The following is a 17,113-nucleotide window of genomic DNA, read 5'->3' as shown; positions in this document are numbered from 1 at the left end:
GATTCTGCCATGTCCACATCTCGCCCCTTCAACTCTCCACAAACCCCTGTCATTTACGAAAGGGTGAGCGGTCATCCGGTACCGAATTCCGGACTCTCTCTTTCATATCCAGGGATGCTGATGACCTCCGAATCCCCCAGTTCCATACCCGGGGCGAGACGCGTGGCCCGAGTCGCGGCCGCTGCTGGTCTGGTGGCCGCACTGGCCGCCACCGGCGTCGCCCCCGTCTTCGCCGCCGACGCGCCCGACACCGCTCCTGTCAAGTCGGCCGCCGAGGGCGCCACGGCGAGCAAGCTCGGCACCAACGACGAGCAGCTTCTGGCCAAGGCGAAGGCCAAGGGCCAGAAGAACATCACGATGATGGTCGCCACCGCTCCCGGTGCGACCGAGCAGGTCGCCAAGCAGCTGGACGCCGTCAAGGGCTCCGTGCTGGGACGTGCGTACGACAAGCTCGGCTACGTACGGGCCACCGTGCCCACCGCGACCGCCGAGGCGACCATCAAGGCGGCGTCCAAGCTGTCGTCCGTCCAGGGCATCGATCTCAAGCAGGAGATCAAGCTGGACGACCCGACGCCCGCGGCCGACCGTGCCGCCGGCGCCGGGGTGAAGGTCAAGTCCACCGGCTCGTACCCGGCGCCCGGCAAGAAGACCCCGGCGAAGAACCCGTACAACCCGTCCTTCGAGACGGGCGCGGTCGACTTCGTCCAGCAGCACCCGAAGGCCGACGGCCGCGGGGTGACCATCGGCATCCTCGACTCGGGTGTCGACCTCGGCCACCCGGCGCTGCAGAAGACCACCACCGGTGCCCGCAAGATCGTCGACTGGGTGACCGCGACCGACCCGGTCAGCGACGGCGACGGCACCTGGCTGCGGATGACGGACGCCGTGTCCGGCCCGACGTTCACGTACGAGGGCCTCACGTACAAGGCGCCCGCGGGCGACTACCGGATCAAGCTGTTCGCCGAGGCCGCCACCAAGGGCGGCGACATGGCGGGCGACCTGAACCGCGACGGTGACACCACCGATGTCTGGGCCGTGCTCTACGACCCGGTCACCGGCACCACCCGTGTCGACCTGAACAGCAACGCGGACTTCTCCGACGACGCCGTGCTCAAGCCGTACAAGGAGAAGCACCAGGTCTCCTACTTCGGCAAGGACGACCCGCGGACCGACGTCGCCGAGCGCATCCCGTTCGTCGTCGAGACCCGCAAGGACGTCGTCTACAACGCCGCCGGTGACACCTCCGACTTCGTCAACATCGGTGTCATCGAGAGCGAGCACGGCACCCACGTCGCGGGCATCACCGCCGCGAACGGCCTGTTCGGCGGCAAGATGAACGGCGCCGCACCCGGCGCCAAGATCGTCTCCTCGCGTGCCTGCACCTGGGACGGCGGCTGCACCAACATCGCGCTCACCGAGGGCATGATCGACCTCGTCGTGAACCGCGGTGTCGATGTCGTCAACATGTCGATCGGTGGCCTGCCGCCGCTCAACGACGGCAACAACGCCCGCGCCGCGCTCTACAAGCGGCTCGTCGACATGTACGGCGTCCAGCTGGTCATCTCGGCCGGCAATGACGGTCCGGGCGTCAACACCATCGGTGACCCCGGCCTCGCCGACCACGTGATCTCCGTCGGTGCGTCGATCTCCAAGGAGACCTGGGCCGCCAACTACGGCTCCAACGTCACCAAGAAGTACGACATGCTGCCCTTCTCCTCGCGCGGTCCGCGTGAGGACGGCGGCTTCGCACCGATCCTGACCGCCCCGGGCGCGGCCATCAACACCACCCAGACCTGGCTGCCCGGCGGCCCGGTCAAGGAGTCGGGCTACTCGCTCCCCGCGGGCTACTCCATGCTCCAGGGCACCTCGATGGCCTCGCCGCAGGCCGCCGGCGCGACCGCGCTGCTGCTGTCCGCCGCGAAGCAGAAGCACATCGAGCTGCCGCCGGCCGACCTGCGCACCGCGCTGACCAGCACCGCCACCCACATCAAGGACGTGCCCGCGCACGCCCAGGGCTCCGGTCTGATCGACATCGTCGGCGCCTGGAAGCAGATCGAGAAGCAGGGCGCCCCGGCGCACGAGTACTCGGTGAAGGCCCCGGTCGACACCGCGATCGACTTCGCGCTGGAGACCCCCGGCTTCGGCACCGGCCTGTACGACCGCGAGGGCGGCCTGAAGGCCGGCCAGACCAAGTCGTACGACGTCACGATCACCCGCACCACGGGCCCGGACAAGGCCGTCAAGCACAAGCTGTCGTGGAAGAACAACGACGGCACCTTCAAGCTGACCGGTTCGAGCACCGTCTCGCTTCCGCTGGGCGAGCCCGTCACCGTCAAGGTGCAGGCGAAGCCGGGCAGCGTGGGCGTGCACAGCGCGATCCTGAAGGTGGACGACAGCAAGACCGTCGGTGTGGACCAGCAGATCCTCACCACGGTGGTCGTCTCCACGAAGCTCGTGAAGCCTTCCTACGCGTTCAAGGCGTCCGGCTCGGTGCAGCGCAACAGCAGCGAGTCGTACTTCCTGACCGTTCCGGAGGGCGCCAAGACCCTTGAGGTCGCGATGAGCGCGCTGCGCTCCGGCAGCCAGACCCGCTTCATCTCCCTCCACCCGTACGGGGTGCAGATGGAGGACAGCTCCACGATCTTCTGCTACCCGAACTACGAGAACCCGGCCAACACCTGCCGTCCGGACGTGCGCTCGTACAAGGACCCGCAGCCGGGCGTCTGGGAGATCGAGGTCGAGGCACGGCGTACGTCGCCGCTGCTGGACAACCCGTACAAGCTGGACGTCTCGCTGCTCGGCGCCACCTTCGACCCGGCGGTGCAGACCATCGCCGAGGCGAAGGTCGGCACGCCCGCCACGGTGGACTGGAAGGTCACCAACAACGCCGGTGACCTCCAGGGCGCGCTCAAGGGCGGCTCGCTGGGCTCCGCCAAGGTCGACAAGCCGTCGATCAAGACGGGCGACAAGCAGAAATACACGGTCACCATCGGTGAGGGCGTCGAGAAGCTGGACGTCGCCATCGGCGGCACGTCGGACGCCAACGCCGACCTGGACCTGTACGTCTACAAGGGCAACACCGTGGTCGGCAAGTCCACCACGGCGGGCTCCGAGGAGTCGGTCAGCCTGGCGAAGCCCGCAGCCGGCACGTACACCGTCGAGATCGACGGCTACGACGTCCCGGCCGGCACCACCACGTACGACTACCGCGACGTGTACTACGCACCGTCGCTCGGCACGATCAAGGTCGACGAGTCGAAGGCCGTGAACCTGGCCAACGGCGCCTCGGCGCAGATCGGTGCCGAGGTCTCGGTCGCCGGCGCGGCCCCCGAGGGCCGGCAGTTCTTCGGCGAGGTCCACCTGGTGAACGGCCGCGGTACCGCCGCGGGCGCCGGCAGCGTCGTGATCGAGAAGGTCACGCCGTAACGGCCACCGTGTGATCCGTACGACAAGTACGGCAGTGGGGCGGGCGCTCGAAGGAGCTCCCGCCCCACTGCCGTGTGCCCGGGCGGGCGGGCACTGTCCGTACCCCGGACAATGGATTGGACAAGAAAGCCGTGGACATACGCATCATGGAGCGGCAACCGTGCCAGTTCGTACGTTCGAAGGAGTCCCCGTGAAGGTCGGAATCGTCGGCGCCACCGGTCAGGTCGGCACAGTCATGCGCAGCATCCTGGCCGAGCGGAAGTTCCCGGCCGACGAACTGCGACTGTTCGCCTCCGCGCGCTCCGCGGGCTCCACGATCGAGTGGCAGGGCCGGGAGATCACCGTCGAGGACGCCTCGACGGCCGACTACACCGGGCTGGACATCGTGCTGTTCTCGGCCGGTGGCGCGACGTCGAAGGCGCTCGCCGAGAAGGTCGCCTCTCAGGGTGCCGTCGTGATCGACAACTCCTCCGCCTGGCGCAAGGACCCCGAGGTCCCGCTGGTCGTCTCCGAGGTCAACGCGCACGCGATCAAGAACCGCCCCAAGGGCATCATCGCCAACCCGAACTGCACCACGATGGCCGCCATGCCCGTGCTGCGCCCGCTGCACGACGAGGCCGGTCTCCGGACGCTGACCGTCGCCACCTACCAGGCGGTGTCCGGCTCCGGTCTGGCCGGTGTCGCCGAGCTGCACGGCCAGGCGTCCAAGGTCGTCGCCGACGCCGACCGGCTCACCCACGACGGCGAGGCCGTCGAGTTCCCCGAGCCGAACGTCTACAAGCGCCCGATCGCCTTCAACGTGCTGCCGCTGGCCGGTGCGATCGTGGACGACGGCTCCTTCGAGACCGACGAGGAGCAGAAGCTCCGCAACGAGTCCCGCAAGATCCTGGAGATCCCGGAGCTGAAGGTGTCCGGCACCTGCGTCCGGGTGCCGGTCTTCTCCGGTCACTCGCTCCAGGTCAACGCCCGTTTCGCCCACCCGATCAGCGTGGCGCGCGCGTACGAGCTGCTGAAGGACGCGCCGGGCGTCGAGATCTCCGAGATCCCCACCCCGCTCCAGGCGGCCGGCAAGGACGCCTCGTTCGTCGGCCGGATCCGGGTCGACGAGACCGTGGAGAACGGCCTCGCGCTCTTCGTCTCCAACGACAACCTGCGCAAGGGCGCGGCGCTGAACGCGGTGCAGATCGCGGAGCTGGTCGCGGCGGAGCTTAACGGCTGACGCCGGACGGACACGGGAAGGGGCGGTCGCCGGGTGCGGTGGCCGCCCTTTCGTATGCCTTCGGTGTACGTCAGAGGGCGAAGTGGCGCCGCAGGGCGGCGTCGATCTCGGCCATGCGACGACGGGGGACGGTGCCCACCCGCTTCAGGACACGGTCCGGGGCGACCGCCCGGACCCGCTCGCACTGAACCTTCGAGTCCCTCGGCAGACGGCACTCGCCGGCCCTGAGAAGGACCTGGAACGTGAGCACGCGGGCGGTGTTCGACGTCAGGGGCACCACGGTGACGACGCCTCTGCCATTGAGCTCGACCGACTGGTTGGCGGCGTTGTTGGACACGATCACGGCCGGCCCGACCTTGTTGGCCTCGCCGCCCCTGGCCGGCTCCAGGTCGATCAGGTGGATGTCTCCCCTACGCATCGGCGATTCCGTCCCCGGCCGTACGGTCCCAGAGCTCGGCGCCCTCGCTCGCGTCCCACTCCTCGAACGCCTCCGTGTACTCCGCCTCCAGGCCGGCGGTACGCAGCAGCTCGATCGCGGCGTGTATCACCGCGGACCGGGAGTCCGCCTCGGTCTTCGTGGCGTACTCGTCGAGGAAGGCGATGTCCTCCTGCGGCAGACTCACGCTGATCTTCATACCATCGATGCTACTGCGGTGGCATCCGCAAGGCTACTCCACTCCGGCGCACGACGTGGAAGGATGACCGGAAACGTCACATACCAAGGAGATGACCGCGTGCCTGGCACGAATCTGACCCGCGAAGAGGCACAGGAGCGGGCGCGCCTGCTGACCGTGGACGCGTACGAGATCGATCTCGACCTCTCCGGAGCGCAGGAGGGCGGCACCTACCGGTCCGTGACCACCGTGCGCTTCGACTCCGCCGAAGCCAATGCGGAGACCTTCATCGACCTGGTCGCCCCGGCCGTGCACGAGGTCGAGCTGAACGGCAAGTCGCTGGACGTCGCGGCCGTGTTCCGCGAGTCGCGCATCGCTCTCCCGCACCTGGTCGCGGGCTCCAACGAGCTGAAGGTCGTCGCCGACTGCGCGTACACCAACACGGGCGAGGGCCTGCACCGCTTCGTCGACCCGGTCGACCAGCAGGCGTACCTCTACACCCAGTTCGAGGTGCCGGACGCCCGCCGGGTCTTCGCGAGCTTCGAGCAGCCGGACCTGAAGGCGACGTTCCAGTTCACCGTGAAGGCGCCGCGGGGCTGGACGGTCATCTCGAACTCGCCGACGCCCGAGCCGAAGGACGACGTCTGGTCCTTCGAGCCGACGCCGCGCATCTCGTCGTACATCACGGCCCTGATCGTCGGCCCGTACCACTCGGTGCACAGCAGCTACGAGAAGGACGGCCAGTCCGTCCCGCTCGGCATCTACTGCCGCCCGTCGCTGGCCGAGTTCCTCGACGCGGACGCGATCTTCGACGTCACGCGGCAGGGCTTCGACTGGTTCCAGGAGAAGTTCGACTACGACTACCCGTTCGCCAAGTACGACCAGCTGTTCGTCCCGGAGTTCAACGCCGGCGCGATGGAGAACGCGGGCGCGGTCACCATCCGCGACCAGTACGTGTTCCGGTCGAAGGTGACGGACGCGGCGTACGAGCGGCGTGCGGAGACCATCCTGCACGAGCTGGCGCACATGTGGTTCGGCGACCTCGTCACCATGGAGTGGTGGAACGACCTGTGGCTGAACGAGTCGTTCGCCACGTACACCTCGGTCGCCTGCCAGGCGTACGCCGAGGGCTCGAAGTGGCCGAACTCCTGGACCACGTTCGCCAACTCCGAGAAGACCTGGGCCTACCGCCAGGACCAGCTGCCCTCCACGCACCCGATCATGGCCGACATCCGTGACCTGGACGACGTGCTGGTCAACTTCGACGGGATCACCTACGCCAAGGGCGCCTCGGTCCTGAAGCAGCTGGTGGCGTACGTCGGCATGGACGAGTTCTTCAAGGGCGTCCAGGCGTACTTCAAGGCGCACGCCTTCGGCAACACCCGTCTCCCCGACCTGCTGGGCGCCCTGGAGGAGACCTCCGGCCGCGACCTGAAGACCTGGTCGAAGGCGTGGCTGGAGACGGCGGGCATCAACGTCCTGCGCCCGGAGCTCACCACGGACGAGAACGGCCACATCACCTCGTTCACCGTGCTCCAGGAGGCCCCGGCCCTCCCGGCCGGCGCCAAGGGCGAGCCGACGCTGCGCCCGCACCGCATCGCCATCGGCTGCTACGACCTCGACGAGTCCGGCAAGCTGGTCCGCACGGACCGCATCGAGCTGGACGTCGACGGCGCGCGCACGACCGTGCCGTTCCCGGCCGGTACCGCCCGCCCCGCCGTGATCCTGCTCAACGACGACGACCTCTCGTACGCCAAGGTCCGGCTCGACGAGGAGTCGCTGCGCGTCGTCACCGAGCACCTCGGCGACTTCACCGAGTCCCTCCCCCGCGCCCTGTGCTGGGCCTCCGCCTGGGACATGACCCGCGACGGCGAGCTGGCGACCCGCGACTACCTGGCTCTGGTGCTCTCCGGCATCGGCAAGGAGTCGGACATCGGCGTCGTCCAGTCGCTGCACCGCCAGGTGAAGCTGGCGCTGGACCTGTACGCGGCGCCGGAGTGGCGCGAGGCCGGGCTGACGCAGTGGACCGAGGCCACCCTCGCGCACCTGCGCGCGGCGGAGCCGGGCAGCGACCACCAGCTGGCCTGGGCGCGCGCCTTCGCGGCGACGGCCCGCACCCCGCAGCAGACGGACCTGCTCCAGTCGCTGCTCGACGGCAGGGAGGCGGTCGAGGGCCTGGCCGTCGACACCGAGCTGCGCTGGGCGTTCGTCGAGCGGCTCGCCGCGACCGGTCTCATCGAAGAGGACGAGATCGCCGCCGAGTACGAGCGGGACAAGACGGCGGCGGGCGAGCGCCACGCGGCGACCGCCCGTGCGGCACGCCCCACCGAGGAGGCGAAGGCGGAGGCGTGGGCCTCGGTCGTCGAGTCCGACAAGCTGCCGAACTCCCTCCAGGAGGCGGTCATCGCCGGCTTCGTCCAGACCGACCAGCGCGAACTGCTGGCCCCGTACACGGAGAAGTTCTTCGCCTCGGTCAAGGATGTCTGGGACTCGCGCAGCCACGAGATGGCGCAGCAGGTCGCGGTCGGCCTCTACCCGGCCCTCCAGGTCTCACAGGCCACCCTGGACACCACGGACGCCTGGCTCTCCTCGACGGAGCCGAGCGCGGCCCTGCGCCGGCTGATGTCGGAGTCCCGTTCGGGTGTCGAGCGTGCCCTGAAGGCCCGCGCCGCGGACGCGGCGGCGGCCACGGCGTAACGCACCGGACGGCCCAGCAGTGAGGGGCGCCTCCCGCGACGGCGGGGGCGCCCCTTCTCGTCTCACCACCCGGCTGCCGGATCACAGCCGGAACGTGTTGCCGACCAGGTCGACCACGACCTCGATCTCCGCTCCCACGGTCGCTTCCGCCGCGCCGTAGGGACGCGGGAAGCTCGCCTCGAACGGCGGGAAGCCGGTCCCGTCGACCCGTACGCGAATCCAGATCAGCCGGGAACCGCCGTCCGCTGTCGTGTCCTCGGGCCCGACCCCGATCACTTCCGCCCTCGCCCCGACCCCGGCGGCTTCGAGCCGGAGCGTCGCCCGCCGCGCGTCCCAGTGGTGGAGCACCGTGCCGAGTCCCACGTAGCCGACGAATGCCGCGAACAGGCCTCCGGCGATCAGGAGCCCCAGATCCACGCCCTCGGCGTCTCCAGACACCGCTCGGGCCCCGGCGACCAGGGCCGCGCCCACGCCGCCGGCGAGGAGGACCAGGCCCACGGTGCATCCGATCACGGCCAGGACGGGACCTGTCGGTTCTATCCGCTCGGGCCCGGTGCTGCTCTCCTTCGGCATCGCAGAACCGTAGCCCGTGGCGGGTCCGGGTGGACAGGTGCGGGCGGGAATCCGCCGGTATGGAAACCGCCCGTCGGGCGGGCGCGGTCGCGCAGCCGTCCGACGGGCGGGAGCAGGGAGGTACCCGAGGCCTTTCCGGTTACGAGCCGGACTCCTCGTAGCGGCGGGCCAGTTCGGCCGCACCGGTCTCCGTCAGGCTGCCGTGCAGGCGCATGCGGGCGACGCCGCCGTCCGGGAAGGCGTCGAGGCGGACGTGGGTGACGATCGCCTGGGCGCGGAGCGGGAAGCGGTGCAGGGTGTCGGGCTGGAGCCGGGTGCGGGGGATGATCTCGAACCATTCGCCGGTCTCGCCGTTGCGGCCCTGGAGGGCGATCCAGCCGGCCGAGTTGCCCTTGAGGTAAGCCGTGTCGATCTCGATCGCCCGGACCGCGCCCTGGGCGGGGAGACGGAAGCGGACCCAGTCGTTCGTGTCGCGGACCCGACGGCGACGGTTCTCCCAGCCGTCGTCCATCTTGCGGGAGGTGCCGGGCAGGATGATCTGGGTCGGCGAGGAGTAGAAACGGTCGGAGGCGTCCTCGTAACTGCCGCCGTTCAGGACCGAGATCAGGTCGAACGTGCCGAGCGTGGCGAGCCAGGCCGGGTCGGGGAGGACCTCGCCGTGGACGCGGAGGCGGGCTATGCCACCGTCGGGGTGCTGGCACAGGCGGATGTGGGTGCAGCGGCGGCCGCCGGTGATCTCGAAGCCGTTGGCGGCGTGTCCGCGCACGGGGGTCGGCGGGACGATCTCCTCCCACTTCACGTCGTCGGCGAGGAGCTCTTCGGGGCTGGGCGAGCCCGCGACCGCGATGGCCTGGATCGAGACGCGCTGCGGGTAGTTGCCGCGGAAGTGGGCCGTGTCGACGACGATGCCGCGGATGATGCCGGGGGCGCCGAGGCGGATGAGCGCCCAGTCGTGCTCCTCGGGGGCCGGGAACGGGTGCTCCGCGTCCGCGCCGCGTCGGCGGCGGGTCTCCCAGCCGTCCATGATCTTGCCCTTGTGCCCGAAGTGCTCGGGGTCGAAGACCGCGCGCTCCCGGAGCAGCAGGTTCTCGCGCTGGGCGAAGAACTCGTCGTTGGCGGCGATCACGCCCGCGCCGAGACGGCGGTCGGCGAGGTCGACGAGCTCGGTGAAGGGGAGGTCGGTGGTCCGGTAGTCGGCGTACGGGTCACCACCGCTGTACGGGGCCGCGTCGTTGGCGTGAGGGTCCTCGTGGTGGTTCTCATTCTGATCGAAGGTCATGCGTCTACTGTCGCGGCGAACAACCCATCAGGTCCAGCGAAAGTTTTTGCATCATTCATTCAGTTGAAGTGAATGATTCGGCTGTCGCGGTGAGCGCGGCGAGGACCCTGGCCACCGCGGGACCCCGCTCGGCACCCTGCCGTACCGCCGCCACCACATGACGGCGCGGCTGGTCGGCGTCGAGCGCGCGCATCACCACGCCGCCCCGGCTGCGGCGTTCCGCCGACGCCATGCGCGGGACCAGCGCCACTCCCAGGCCCGCCTCGACCATGGCCAGGATCGCCGTCCAGCCGGAGGCGCTGTGCGCCTGTTCGGGCACGAATCCGGCGGCCTCGCAGGCGGCCGTCGTGATCTGCGACCAGGGCCCGGAGCCGCCGAAGATCCACGGCTCGCCGGAGAGGTCCGCCAGCCGGAGGGCGGGCGCGGCGGCGAGGGGGTGGTCCGCGGGCAGCGCCACGTCCAGGGGGTCCGCGAGCAGCGGCAGCACCGCGAACCGGGGGTCGCGGGCCGTCGGGGCGTGCGCGGCGAGGGACAGGGCGAGGTCGACGTCACCGGCGACCAGGAGCTCGTACGCCTGCGCGGCCTCCGCCTCCCGCACCCGCACGTCGGGCCCCGGGCGGCCCTCGGCGCGCAGCCGCTGGATCGCCGGTACGACGAGGGCGGACACCGCGGTCGAGAACGCCGCGATCCGCACCTCGCCGGCCTCACCGCGCAGATAGCCGGTCAGTTCGGCGTCGGCGCGCTCCAGTTGGGCGAAGACGGCCTCGGCGTGACGCAGCACGAGGTGCGCGGCGTCGGTGAGCCGGACCCGCCGGCCCTGGGCCTCCAGGAGCGGCACGCCGAGCTGCCTGGACAGGCCGGAGAGCTGCTGCGAGACGCCGGACGGGGTCATCAGCAGGGCTTGCGCGGTGGCGGTGACCGTGCCCCGGTCGCGCAGGGTGCGCAGGATGCGGAGCTTCTTGACGTCCCACTCGATCATGGCCGCAACCTACCCGGCACCGCGGCCGGGGTGTCCTGCCTCGGACATGCGCGCGCCGCTCGGTACTCGTCGCGGACATGCGTGTGCGCCGCCCGGTACTCGTGGAGTACCTGCGGCGCACACGCGACGGGCGTGGAGTGTCAGGCCTGCTTCTTGGACTTGTCCAGGACCATGACCAGGCCCGTGATGACCAGGAACAGGACGATGGGTGCCACGACGTAGAGGCCGATGGTCTCCATCGCGCTCAGGCCGGGCCCCGGGTCGTCACCGTCGTCGCGGGTGAGCGCGAGCGCGGGGGACGACATGAGCAGCATCATCAGCGTCGTTCCGGCCGCGACGGCGCCGGCGCGCATAGCGTTCTTCTTGTCCACGGTGCAAACGTAGCGAACGCCCGCGAGGGGCGCGCGCCCGGGGGTGCCGTACGGGGTCGGGGGCGGGGTCCGGGGCGGGTCATCGGGTGGGGTCCGGGTGGTCCTCGCGCGGTTCGAAGACCTCCATCAGCCGGTGCAGGCGGGGCGCGGCGGCCAGCTCCTCCAGGGTGACCGGGTGGCTCTGCGCGTCGGCGACGGGCAGGCGCCAGTTGGGGTACTGGTCCCAGGTGCCGGGGAGGTTCTGGGGGCGGCGGTCGCCGAGCGCGTCGGGCAGCCAGACGCCGGTCAGGCGAGCGGGGGTGCGCAGCAGGAAGCGGTGCACGGCCCGTACGGCCCCCTCCTCGTCGCCCTCGCCCTCGGGGAGCAGGCCGAGTCTGGAGAGGTACCCCAGCCAGTCGGCGGTGTCCGCCGCGTTGGCCGTCAGCTCCTGGTCGAGGGGGCGGGTGAGCAGGCCGAGGCGGTGGCGCAGCGTCACATGGTCGCCGGTCAGCCGGGCCACGGTGGACGGCAGGTCGTGGGTGGTGACCGTCGCCAGGCAGTCCTCGCGCCACTGCTCGGGGGCGAGCGGGCGGCCGGTGCCCGCCCAGTCCCGTTCGAACCAGAGGACGGAGGTGCCGAGGACCCCGCGCCGGGACAGCGCTTCGCGGACCCCCGGTTCGACGGTGCCGAGGTCCTCCCCCATGACGACCGCGCCGGCCCGGTGCGCCTCCAGGACGAGGACGGCGAGCATCGCCTCGGCGTCGTGGGTGACATAGGTGCCCTCGGTGGGCGGGCGCCCCTCGGGCACCCACCAGAGCCGGAACAGGCCCATGACGTGGTCGATGCGCAGGGCGCCCGCGTGGGCGAGGAGCCCGCGCAGCAGTCCGCGGTACGGGGCGTAGCCGGACGCGGCGAGGACGTCCGGGCGCCAGGGCGGCAGGCCCCAGTCCTGGCCGCGGGCGTTGAAGGCGTCCGGGGGCGCGCCGACGGACATGCCGTGCGCGAAGGCGTCCTGCTGGGCCCAGGCGTCGGCGCCCCCGGGGTGCACGCCGACGGCGAGGTCGTGGACGACTCCGACGGCCATGCCCGCGTCGAGGGCAGCGCGCTGGGCGCCGGCGAGCTGACCGTCGGTCAGCCAGGCGAGCCGGCAGTGGAAGTCGACCCGGTCCAGCAGTTCGGTGCGGGCGCGGGCGGTCTCCTTGGAGCGGGGGTCGCGCAGCCCGGCGGGCCAGCTGTGCCAGTCGGAGCCGTGCACCTCGGCGAGCGCGCACCACAGGGCGTGGTCCTCCAGGGCCTGCCCCTGCCCGGCCAGGAAGTCGCAGTACGCGGCGCGGCGGCCGGGGGTGAGGGGCACCTCGCGGACGAGTTCGAGAGCCTGGCGCTTGAGCTCCCAGACGGCGTCACGGTCGATCAGGGCGCCCTTGTTCAGGACGGTGTCGCTGAGCGCCGCGGCGTCCTGCCGCAGGTCGTCGAGGGTGCCGCGGTCCGCCACGTGCCCGTACTCGGGGACGGACTCGATGTGCAGGTGCACGGGGTCGGGGAAGCGCCGCGAGGAGGGGCGGTACGGGGACGGGTCGGTGGGGCTGCCGGGCACGGCGGCGTGGAGCGGGTTGACCTGGACGAATCCGGCGCCGAGGGTCCGGCCGGACCAGGCGGCGAGGTCGGCGAGGTCCCCCAGGTCGCCCATGCCCCAGGAGCGGGCGGAGAGCAGGGAGTAGAGCTGGACGAGGAAGCCGTGGCTGCGGGCGGGCGGCCGGGGCGCCCGGGGCGGGGCGACGAGGAGCGTGCCTGCCGCGGTCCGCCCGCCGGGGGCCCGTACGGCCAGCCGGTGCACCCCGAGCGGCGGTTCGGTCCACCAGGCGGGGGCCGGGGGCGCCCCCGTACCGGCGTCCTCGCCCCCTCGGTCCGCCGGGTCCTCGCCCCCTCGGTCCGCCGGGTCCGTGCTCCCGTCGGTGGTGCCCCGCTCCGAAACGGCCGGATCCGGCCGGTCGGCCTGGACGCGCATCCGCGGGGGCGGGGCCGCGCAGGGGTCTTCGAGGGCGATGTCCAGCGTGGTGCCGGGCGGCAGGGCGATCAGCGCCGCGGGCAGCGGCTCGCCGGTCCACACCACCAGCGTCGGCGGGAGCAGCCGGGAGCGGGCCGCGGACTCGGCGGTGGCGAGCGACTGCCGTACCGCCTCGGGCGTGGCGGCGTCCACGCCGAGCGCGCCGAGCACGGCGACGACCGTGTCCTCGGGGACGGACACCGTCACATCGGCGGACGGGGAGTAGGAGGTGGCGACACCGTGCAGTGCGGCGAGCCGGGACAAGCCCATTCAGACTCCTGGGGACTCCATGCCCCACGCGCCACCGGACGTGGCCGGCTCGCTGGTCAGCGGGGCGTTTACGGCGAGCGGGGGTTCGCTGGTCAGAGGGGTGGCGTCGGCGAGCGGCGGCTCGCTGGTGAGGGGTATGGCATCGGCGAGCGGCGGCTCGCTGGTCAGCGGGCCGACACGGGACGCGGGAACCGGGAGCGGACCGGCCGGCGGGGCGGTGGCATCCGGCACCTGTCCGGAGAGGGCGGAGAGCAGAAGCTGTGCGGCGGCGGGCATGGCGGCCTCCTGGCCGTGGGGTGACAGGACACAGCAGACCTACCCGGCGGGCTCGACCACAGACGTAGGCGTCATCACAACGAGTCCAACGTGCCCTGGGTCACATTCCGTTCCTCGCGGGCCGGTTCTCCGTAAGTTGTCCGCTCTTTTCGGCCATCCGGCGTCATCTTTGGTGTCCGCCGCCGCGCCCCGCCGCCGCCCGCCCCGTCCGCGGCATCGGGCATTTCCGGCACACCACCCACGCGCATTGACACCCTCGCGCGCGGGTGGTGGGCTCGGAGCCCACCGGCGGAAACGCCGGAGACCAGCGGCGGGAACGAGGGAGACGAGCGATGCGGCTCAGGCGCGGAAAGCAGGCGGCGGCCATCGCGGTCGCCATGCTCGGCGGACTGCTCTCCACGGGAGCCCCGGCCGCCGTCGCGGCCCCTTCGCCCCCCGGCTCCCCCGCCGTCACCACCCCCGACCGCACGGACGACGCCGGGCTGCCCGCCGTATGGCCCCGGCCGCATTCCATCGAGGCCGCCGGGCAGTCCGTACCGCTCCTGGCCGAGGCCACCCTCGTCGCCGACGCGCACGCCGACCCGTACGCGGTCGACGCGCTCCGGCGCATCCTGCGGGACGCGGGCGTGCGGACCGTCCACGAGTCCCTGCCCGGCCGCGGCCCGGTCATCAGGCTCGGCGGCGACGGCGCCCGCGACGCGCTGCGCAGCCTGCACGCCCCCGAGCGCGGAGACCTGCCCTCCGGGGGCTACCGGATCGCGGTCGGCCGGGTCGCGGGCCGGGACACCGTCGCGGTGGACGGTCTCGGCGAGGACGGCCTCTTCCACGGCGTGCAGACCGTGCGTCAGCTGATCCGGGACGGGAACGTCGCCGGGGTCACCGTCAGGGACTGGCCGGGCACCGGCGTGCGCGGGATGACCGAGGGCTTCTACGGGCGGCCGTGGACCCGCGAGGAGCGGCTGGCCCAGATCGGCTTCATGGGCCGCACGAAGCAGAACAGGTATCTGTACGCGGCGGGCGACGACCCCTACCGCCAGGCCCGTTGGCGCGACCCCTACCCGGCCGACCGGCGTGCCGACTTCCGGGCGCTGGCCGAACGGGCCCGTGCCGAGCATGTGACGCTCGGCTGGGCGGTCGCCCCCGGCCAGGCCATGTGCATGTCGTCGGCCGGCGACGTGAAGGCGCTGACGAAGAAGCTCGACGCGATGTGGGCGCTGGGTGTGCGGGTCTTCCAGCTCCAGTTCCAGGACGTCAGCTACAGCGAATGGCACTGCGACAGCGACGCCGACACCTTCGGCAGCGGTCCCGAGGCGGCGGCCAGGGCCCAGGCGCGGGTGGCCGGCGAGGTGGCGCGGCACCTCGCGGAGCGGTATCCGGGCTCGCAGCCGCTGTCGGTGATGCCGACGGAGTTCTACCAGGACGGTTCCACCGACTACCGCGAGGCGCTCGCCACTGAGCTGGACGACCGGGTCCAGATCGCCTGGACCGGTGTCGGGGTCGTGCCGAAGACCATCACCGGCGGGGAACTGGCCGGTGCCCGAGCCGCGTTCGGGCACCCACTGGTCACGATGGACAACTACCCGGTCAACGACTACGCCCAGGACCGGATATTCCTCGGCCCGTACACCGGCCGGGACCCCGCGGTGGCCATAGGTTCCGCGGCGCTGCTCGCCAACGCGATGGAGCAGCCGTCCGCGTCCCGCATCCCGCTGTTCACCGCCGCCGACTTCGCCTGGAACCCGAAGGGTTACCGGCCCCAGGAGTCCTGGCGGGCGGCGATCGACGACCTGGCGGGCGGCGACGCACGCACCAGGGAGGCGCTGCGCGCGCTGGCCGGGAACAGCGCGGAGTCGGTGCTCGGCGGTGACGAGTCCGCGTATCTGCGGCCGCTGCTGGCCGCGTTCTGGAAGTCCCGTGCGGCGCACGACGTCACGGCGCGGGACGACGCGGCGCGCGGGCTGCGGGAGGCGTTCACCGTGATGCGGGAGGCCCCGAAGTGGCTGAAGGGCCCGGCGGACGGGCACCTCGACGGCGAAGTGCGGCCGTGGACCGAGCAGTTGTCCCGGTACGGCCGGGCGGGCGAGCTGGCCGTGGATCTGCTCCAGGCCCAGTCGCGCGGCGACGGCGCCGCGGCCTGGCAGGCGTCGCTGGCCCTGGAGCCGTTGCGCAAGGCCGCGAAGGCGGACGGCGCGACGGTCGGCAAGGGGGTCCTGGGCCCGTTCCTGGACCGGGTGCGCCGGGAGGCGGACGCCTGGACGGGCGCGGACCGCGACGCCGGTACGGTCACGAAGGCTCCGGGCAGCTACACGGTCGAGCTGAAGCGGTCCCGCCCGGTGGAGGCCGTGACGGCCATGACCCTGCCCGGCGGCGGCACGGTGGCCGGCGCGGCACTGGAGGCCCATGTGCCCGGCGAGGGCTGGCGCCACCTGGGCGCGCTGTCGGAGACCGGCTGGACCCAGACTGCGGGCAAGGGGCTGCGAGCCGACGCGATCCGGATCAGCTGGCCCACGGGCGGCCCGGCACTGCCCCCGGTCATCTCCCGCACGGTGGCTCCGATGGCCCCGGCAGGCGGCGCCTCCGGGAGCGCCCCGGCACCGGCCCCGCGGGTGCACGCGCTCGTGCCCTGGTTCGGCGACGAGCCCGCGGCCCGGCTCGATCTCGCGCGCGGCGAGACGGACGCCGAGATCGGCGGCGGGCCGCAGCGGGTCGAGGCGCGTCTGGCCGCCCGCCGTCCCGCCGAGGTGCGGGGCGCGCTCACCGCGAAGGCGCCCAAGGGCATCAAGGTGGACATCCCGAAGCAGACGAGGGTGCCGCGCGGTTCCCGTACCGATGTCCCCGTCGAGATCACGGTCCCGGCGGGCACCCCGGCCGGGGAGTACGAGGTGCCGTTGAGTTTCGGCGACGAACGCAGCACGCTCACCGTCCGGGCGTTCCCGCGTACCTCGGGCCCCGATCTGCTGCGTACCGCCACCGCGTCCTCGTCCGGCGACGAGACCCCGGACTTCCCGGCGTCGGCCGCCTCCGACGGCGATCCGGAGACCCGCTGGTCCTCACCGGTCGAGGACGGCGCCTGGTGGCAGGCGGAGATGCCCCGGACCGCCCGGATCGGCCGGGTGGTGCTGCACTGGCAGGACGCGTACGCCACCCGCTACCGGCTCCAGGTCTCCTCGGACGGCCGCAGCTGGCGCACGGCGGCGACCGTCCGGGACGGCAGGGGCGGGCGCGAGTCGGTCCGGATGGACGCGAGGGACGCCCGCTATCTCAGGGTCCAGGGCGATGCCCGGGGCAGCGAGTTCGGCTATTCGCTCTGGTCGGTGGAGGCGTACGCCGTCGCCGCGACGGAGTAACGATCCGGGCCCTTTCCGCCCCGGGGACGGCGAAGGCCC

The 17,113-nt window shown here is 72.0% G+C and carries 12 protein-coding genes; 4 read left to right on the top strand and 8 right to left on the bottom strand.

Annotated features, from left to right (window positions below):
* Nucleotides 1–114 precede the first annotated feature (114 nt).
* Both OHA19_RS26605 and OHA19_RS26600 read left to right on the top strand, forming a co-directional pair.
* Entirely contained in the window at nt 115–3,426 is a 3,312-nt protein-coding gene (locus OHA19_RS26605) for a S8 family serine peptidase (RefSeq protein ID WP_405712694.1), read from the top strand.
* Nucleotides 3,427–3,616: 190 nt separating this feature from the next.
* Nucleotides 3,617–4,645, top strand: coding sequence for an aspartate-semialdehyde dehydrogenase (locus OHA19_RS26600; protein ID WP_405712696.1), 1,029 nt, complete (start codon nt 3,617–3,619; stop codon nt 4,643–4,645).
* Between the two features lie 70 nt (nt 4,646–4,715).
* Here the strand turns inward: OHA19_RS26600 and OHA19_RS26595 are convergent, their stop codons facing one another.
* Nucleotides 4,716–5,063, bottom strand: coding sequence for a type II toxin-antitoxin system PemK/MazF family toxin (locus tag OHA19_RS26595; RefSeq protein WP_405712698.1), 348 nt, complete (start codon nt 5,061–5,063; stop codon nt 4,716–4,718).
* Nucleotides 5,056–5,280 carry a ribbon-helix-helix domain-containing protein gene (locus tag OHA19_RS26590; protein WP_405712699.1) on the bottom strand — a complete coding sequence of 75 codons (225 nt, stop codon included), beginning with the start codon at nt 5,278–5,280 and terminating at the stop codon, nt 5,056–5,058. Before OHA19_RS26590 ends, OHA19_RS26595 begins: the two co-directional genes overlap by 8 nt.
* 99 nt (nt 5,281–5,379) lie before the next feature.
* On the opposite strand from OHA19_RS26590, the gene pepN reads away from it, so the two are divergent.
* The gene (gene pepN, locus OHA19_RS26585) at nt 5,380–7,956 is read left to right on the top strand and encodes an aminopeptidase N (RefSeq protein ID WP_405712701.1); all 2,577 of its coding nucleotides are present in this window, start codon (nt 5,380–5,382) and stop codon (nt 7,954–7,956) included.
* Between the two features lie 81 nt (nt 7,957–8,037).
* Here the strand turns inward: pepN and OHA19_RS26580 are convergent, their stop codons facing one another.
* From OHA19_RS26580 to OHA19_RS26555, 6 genes are all read right to left on the bottom strand, one after another.
* Nucleotides 8,038–8,529, bottom strand: a complete 492-nt coding sequence (locus OHA19_RS26580) for a hypothetical protein (RefSeq protein ID WP_405712702.1) — start codon at nt 8,527–8,529, stop codon at nt 8,038–8,040.
* Between the two features lie 139 nt (nt 8,530–8,668).
* Nucleotides 8,669–9,808, bottom strand: coding sequence for an allantoicase (gene alc / locus OHA19_RS26575; RefSeq protein ID WP_405712704.1), 1,140 nt, complete (start codon nt 9,806–9,808; stop codon nt 8,669–8,671).
* A gap of 55 nt (nt 9,809–9,863) precedes the next feature.
* Nucleotides 9,864–10,787 carry a LysR family transcriptional regulator gene (locus OHA19_RS26570; RefSeq protein ID WP_405712705.1) on the bottom strand — a complete coding sequence of 308 codons (924 nt, stop codon included), beginning with the start codon at nt 10,785–10,787 and terminating at the stop codon, nt 9,864–9,866.
* 140 nt (nt 10,788–10,927) lie between these two features.
* Nucleotides 10,928–11,158 (bottom strand): hypothetical protein, encoded by a 231-nt coding sequence (locus OHA19_RS26565; RefSeq protein ID WP_124717671.1) that lies wholly within the window; start codon nt 11,156–11,158, stop codon nt 10,928–10,930.
* A 79-nt stretch (nt 11,159–11,237) separates the two neighbouring features.
* Nucleotides 11,238–13,451, bottom strand: a complete 2,214-nt coding sequence (gene malQ / locus OHA19_RS26560) for a 4-alpha-glucanotransferase (RefSeq protein ID WP_405751919.1) — start codon at nt 13,449–13,451, stop codon at nt 11,238–11,240.
* On the bottom strand, nt 13,452–13,727 hold the full coding sequence (locus OHA19_RS26555; protein ID WP_405712709.1) for a hypothetical protein: 276 nt from the start codon (nt 13,725–13,727) through the stop codon (nt 13,452–13,454).
* 332 nt (nt 13,728–14,059) lie between these two features.
* Here OHA19_RS26555 and OHA19_RS26550 point away from each other — a divergent pair, with 332 nt between their 5' ends.
* Nucleotides 14,060–17,074 (top strand): beta-N-acetylglucosaminidase domain-containing protein, encoded by a 3,015-nt coding sequence (locus tag OHA19_RS26550; protein WP_405712711.1) that lies wholly within the window; start codon nt 14,060–14,062, stop codon nt 17,072–17,074.
* Nucleotides 17,075–17,113 lie beyond the last annotated feature (39 nt).

The organism is Streptomyces sp. NBC_00012 (assembly GCF_045040875.1).
In the GTDB taxonomy this organism is placed as follows: Bacteria; Actinomycetota; Actinomycetes; order Streptomycetales; family Streptomycetaceae; genus Streptomyces.
Note: the sequence above shows the minus strand (reverse complement) of the source record. Positions and strands in the feature narration are given on the sequence as shown.

What these genes read in the sequence shown, in the direction of transcription:
- OHA19_RS26605 (WP_405712694.1), top strand. Translation starts at nt 115, where the DNA reads ATGCTGATGACCTCCGAATCCCCCAGTTCCATACCCGGGGCGAGACGC.
- OHA19_RS26595 (WP_405712698.1), bottom strand. Translation starts at nt 5,063, where the DNA reads ATGCGTAGGGGAGACATCCACCTGATCGACCTGGAGCCGGCCAGGGGC.
- OHA19_RS26590 (WP_405712699.1), bottom strand. Translation starts at nt 5,280, where the DNA reads ATGAAGATCAGCGTGAGTCTGCCGCAGGAGGACATCGCCTTCCTCGAC.
- OHA19_RS26580 (WP_405712702.1), bottom strand. Translation starts at nt 8,529, where the DNA reads ATGCCGAAGGAGAGCAGCACCGGGCCCGAGCGGATAGAACCGACAGGT.
- alc (WP_405712704.1), bottom strand. Translation starts at nt 9,808, where the DNA reads ATGACCTTCGATCAGAATGAGAACCACCACGAGGACCCTCACGCCAAC.
- OHA19_RS26570 (WP_405712705.1), bottom strand. Translation starts at nt 10,787, where the DNA reads ATGATCGAGTGGGACGTCAAGAAGCTCCGCATCCTGCGCACCCTGCGC.
- malQ (WP_405751919.1), bottom strand. Translation starts at nt 13,451, where the DNA reads ATGGGCTTGTCCCGGCTCGCCGCACTGCACGGTGTCGCCACCTCCTAC.
- OHA19_RS26555 (WP_405712709.1), bottom strand. Translation starts at nt 13,727, where the DNA reads ATGCCCGCCGCCGCACAGCTTCTGCTCTCCGCCCTCTCCGGACAGGTG.
- OHA19_RS26550 (WP_405712711.1), top strand. Translation starts at nt 14,060, where the DNA reads ATGCGGCTCAGGCGCGGAAAGCAGGCGGCGGCCATCGCGGTCGCCATG.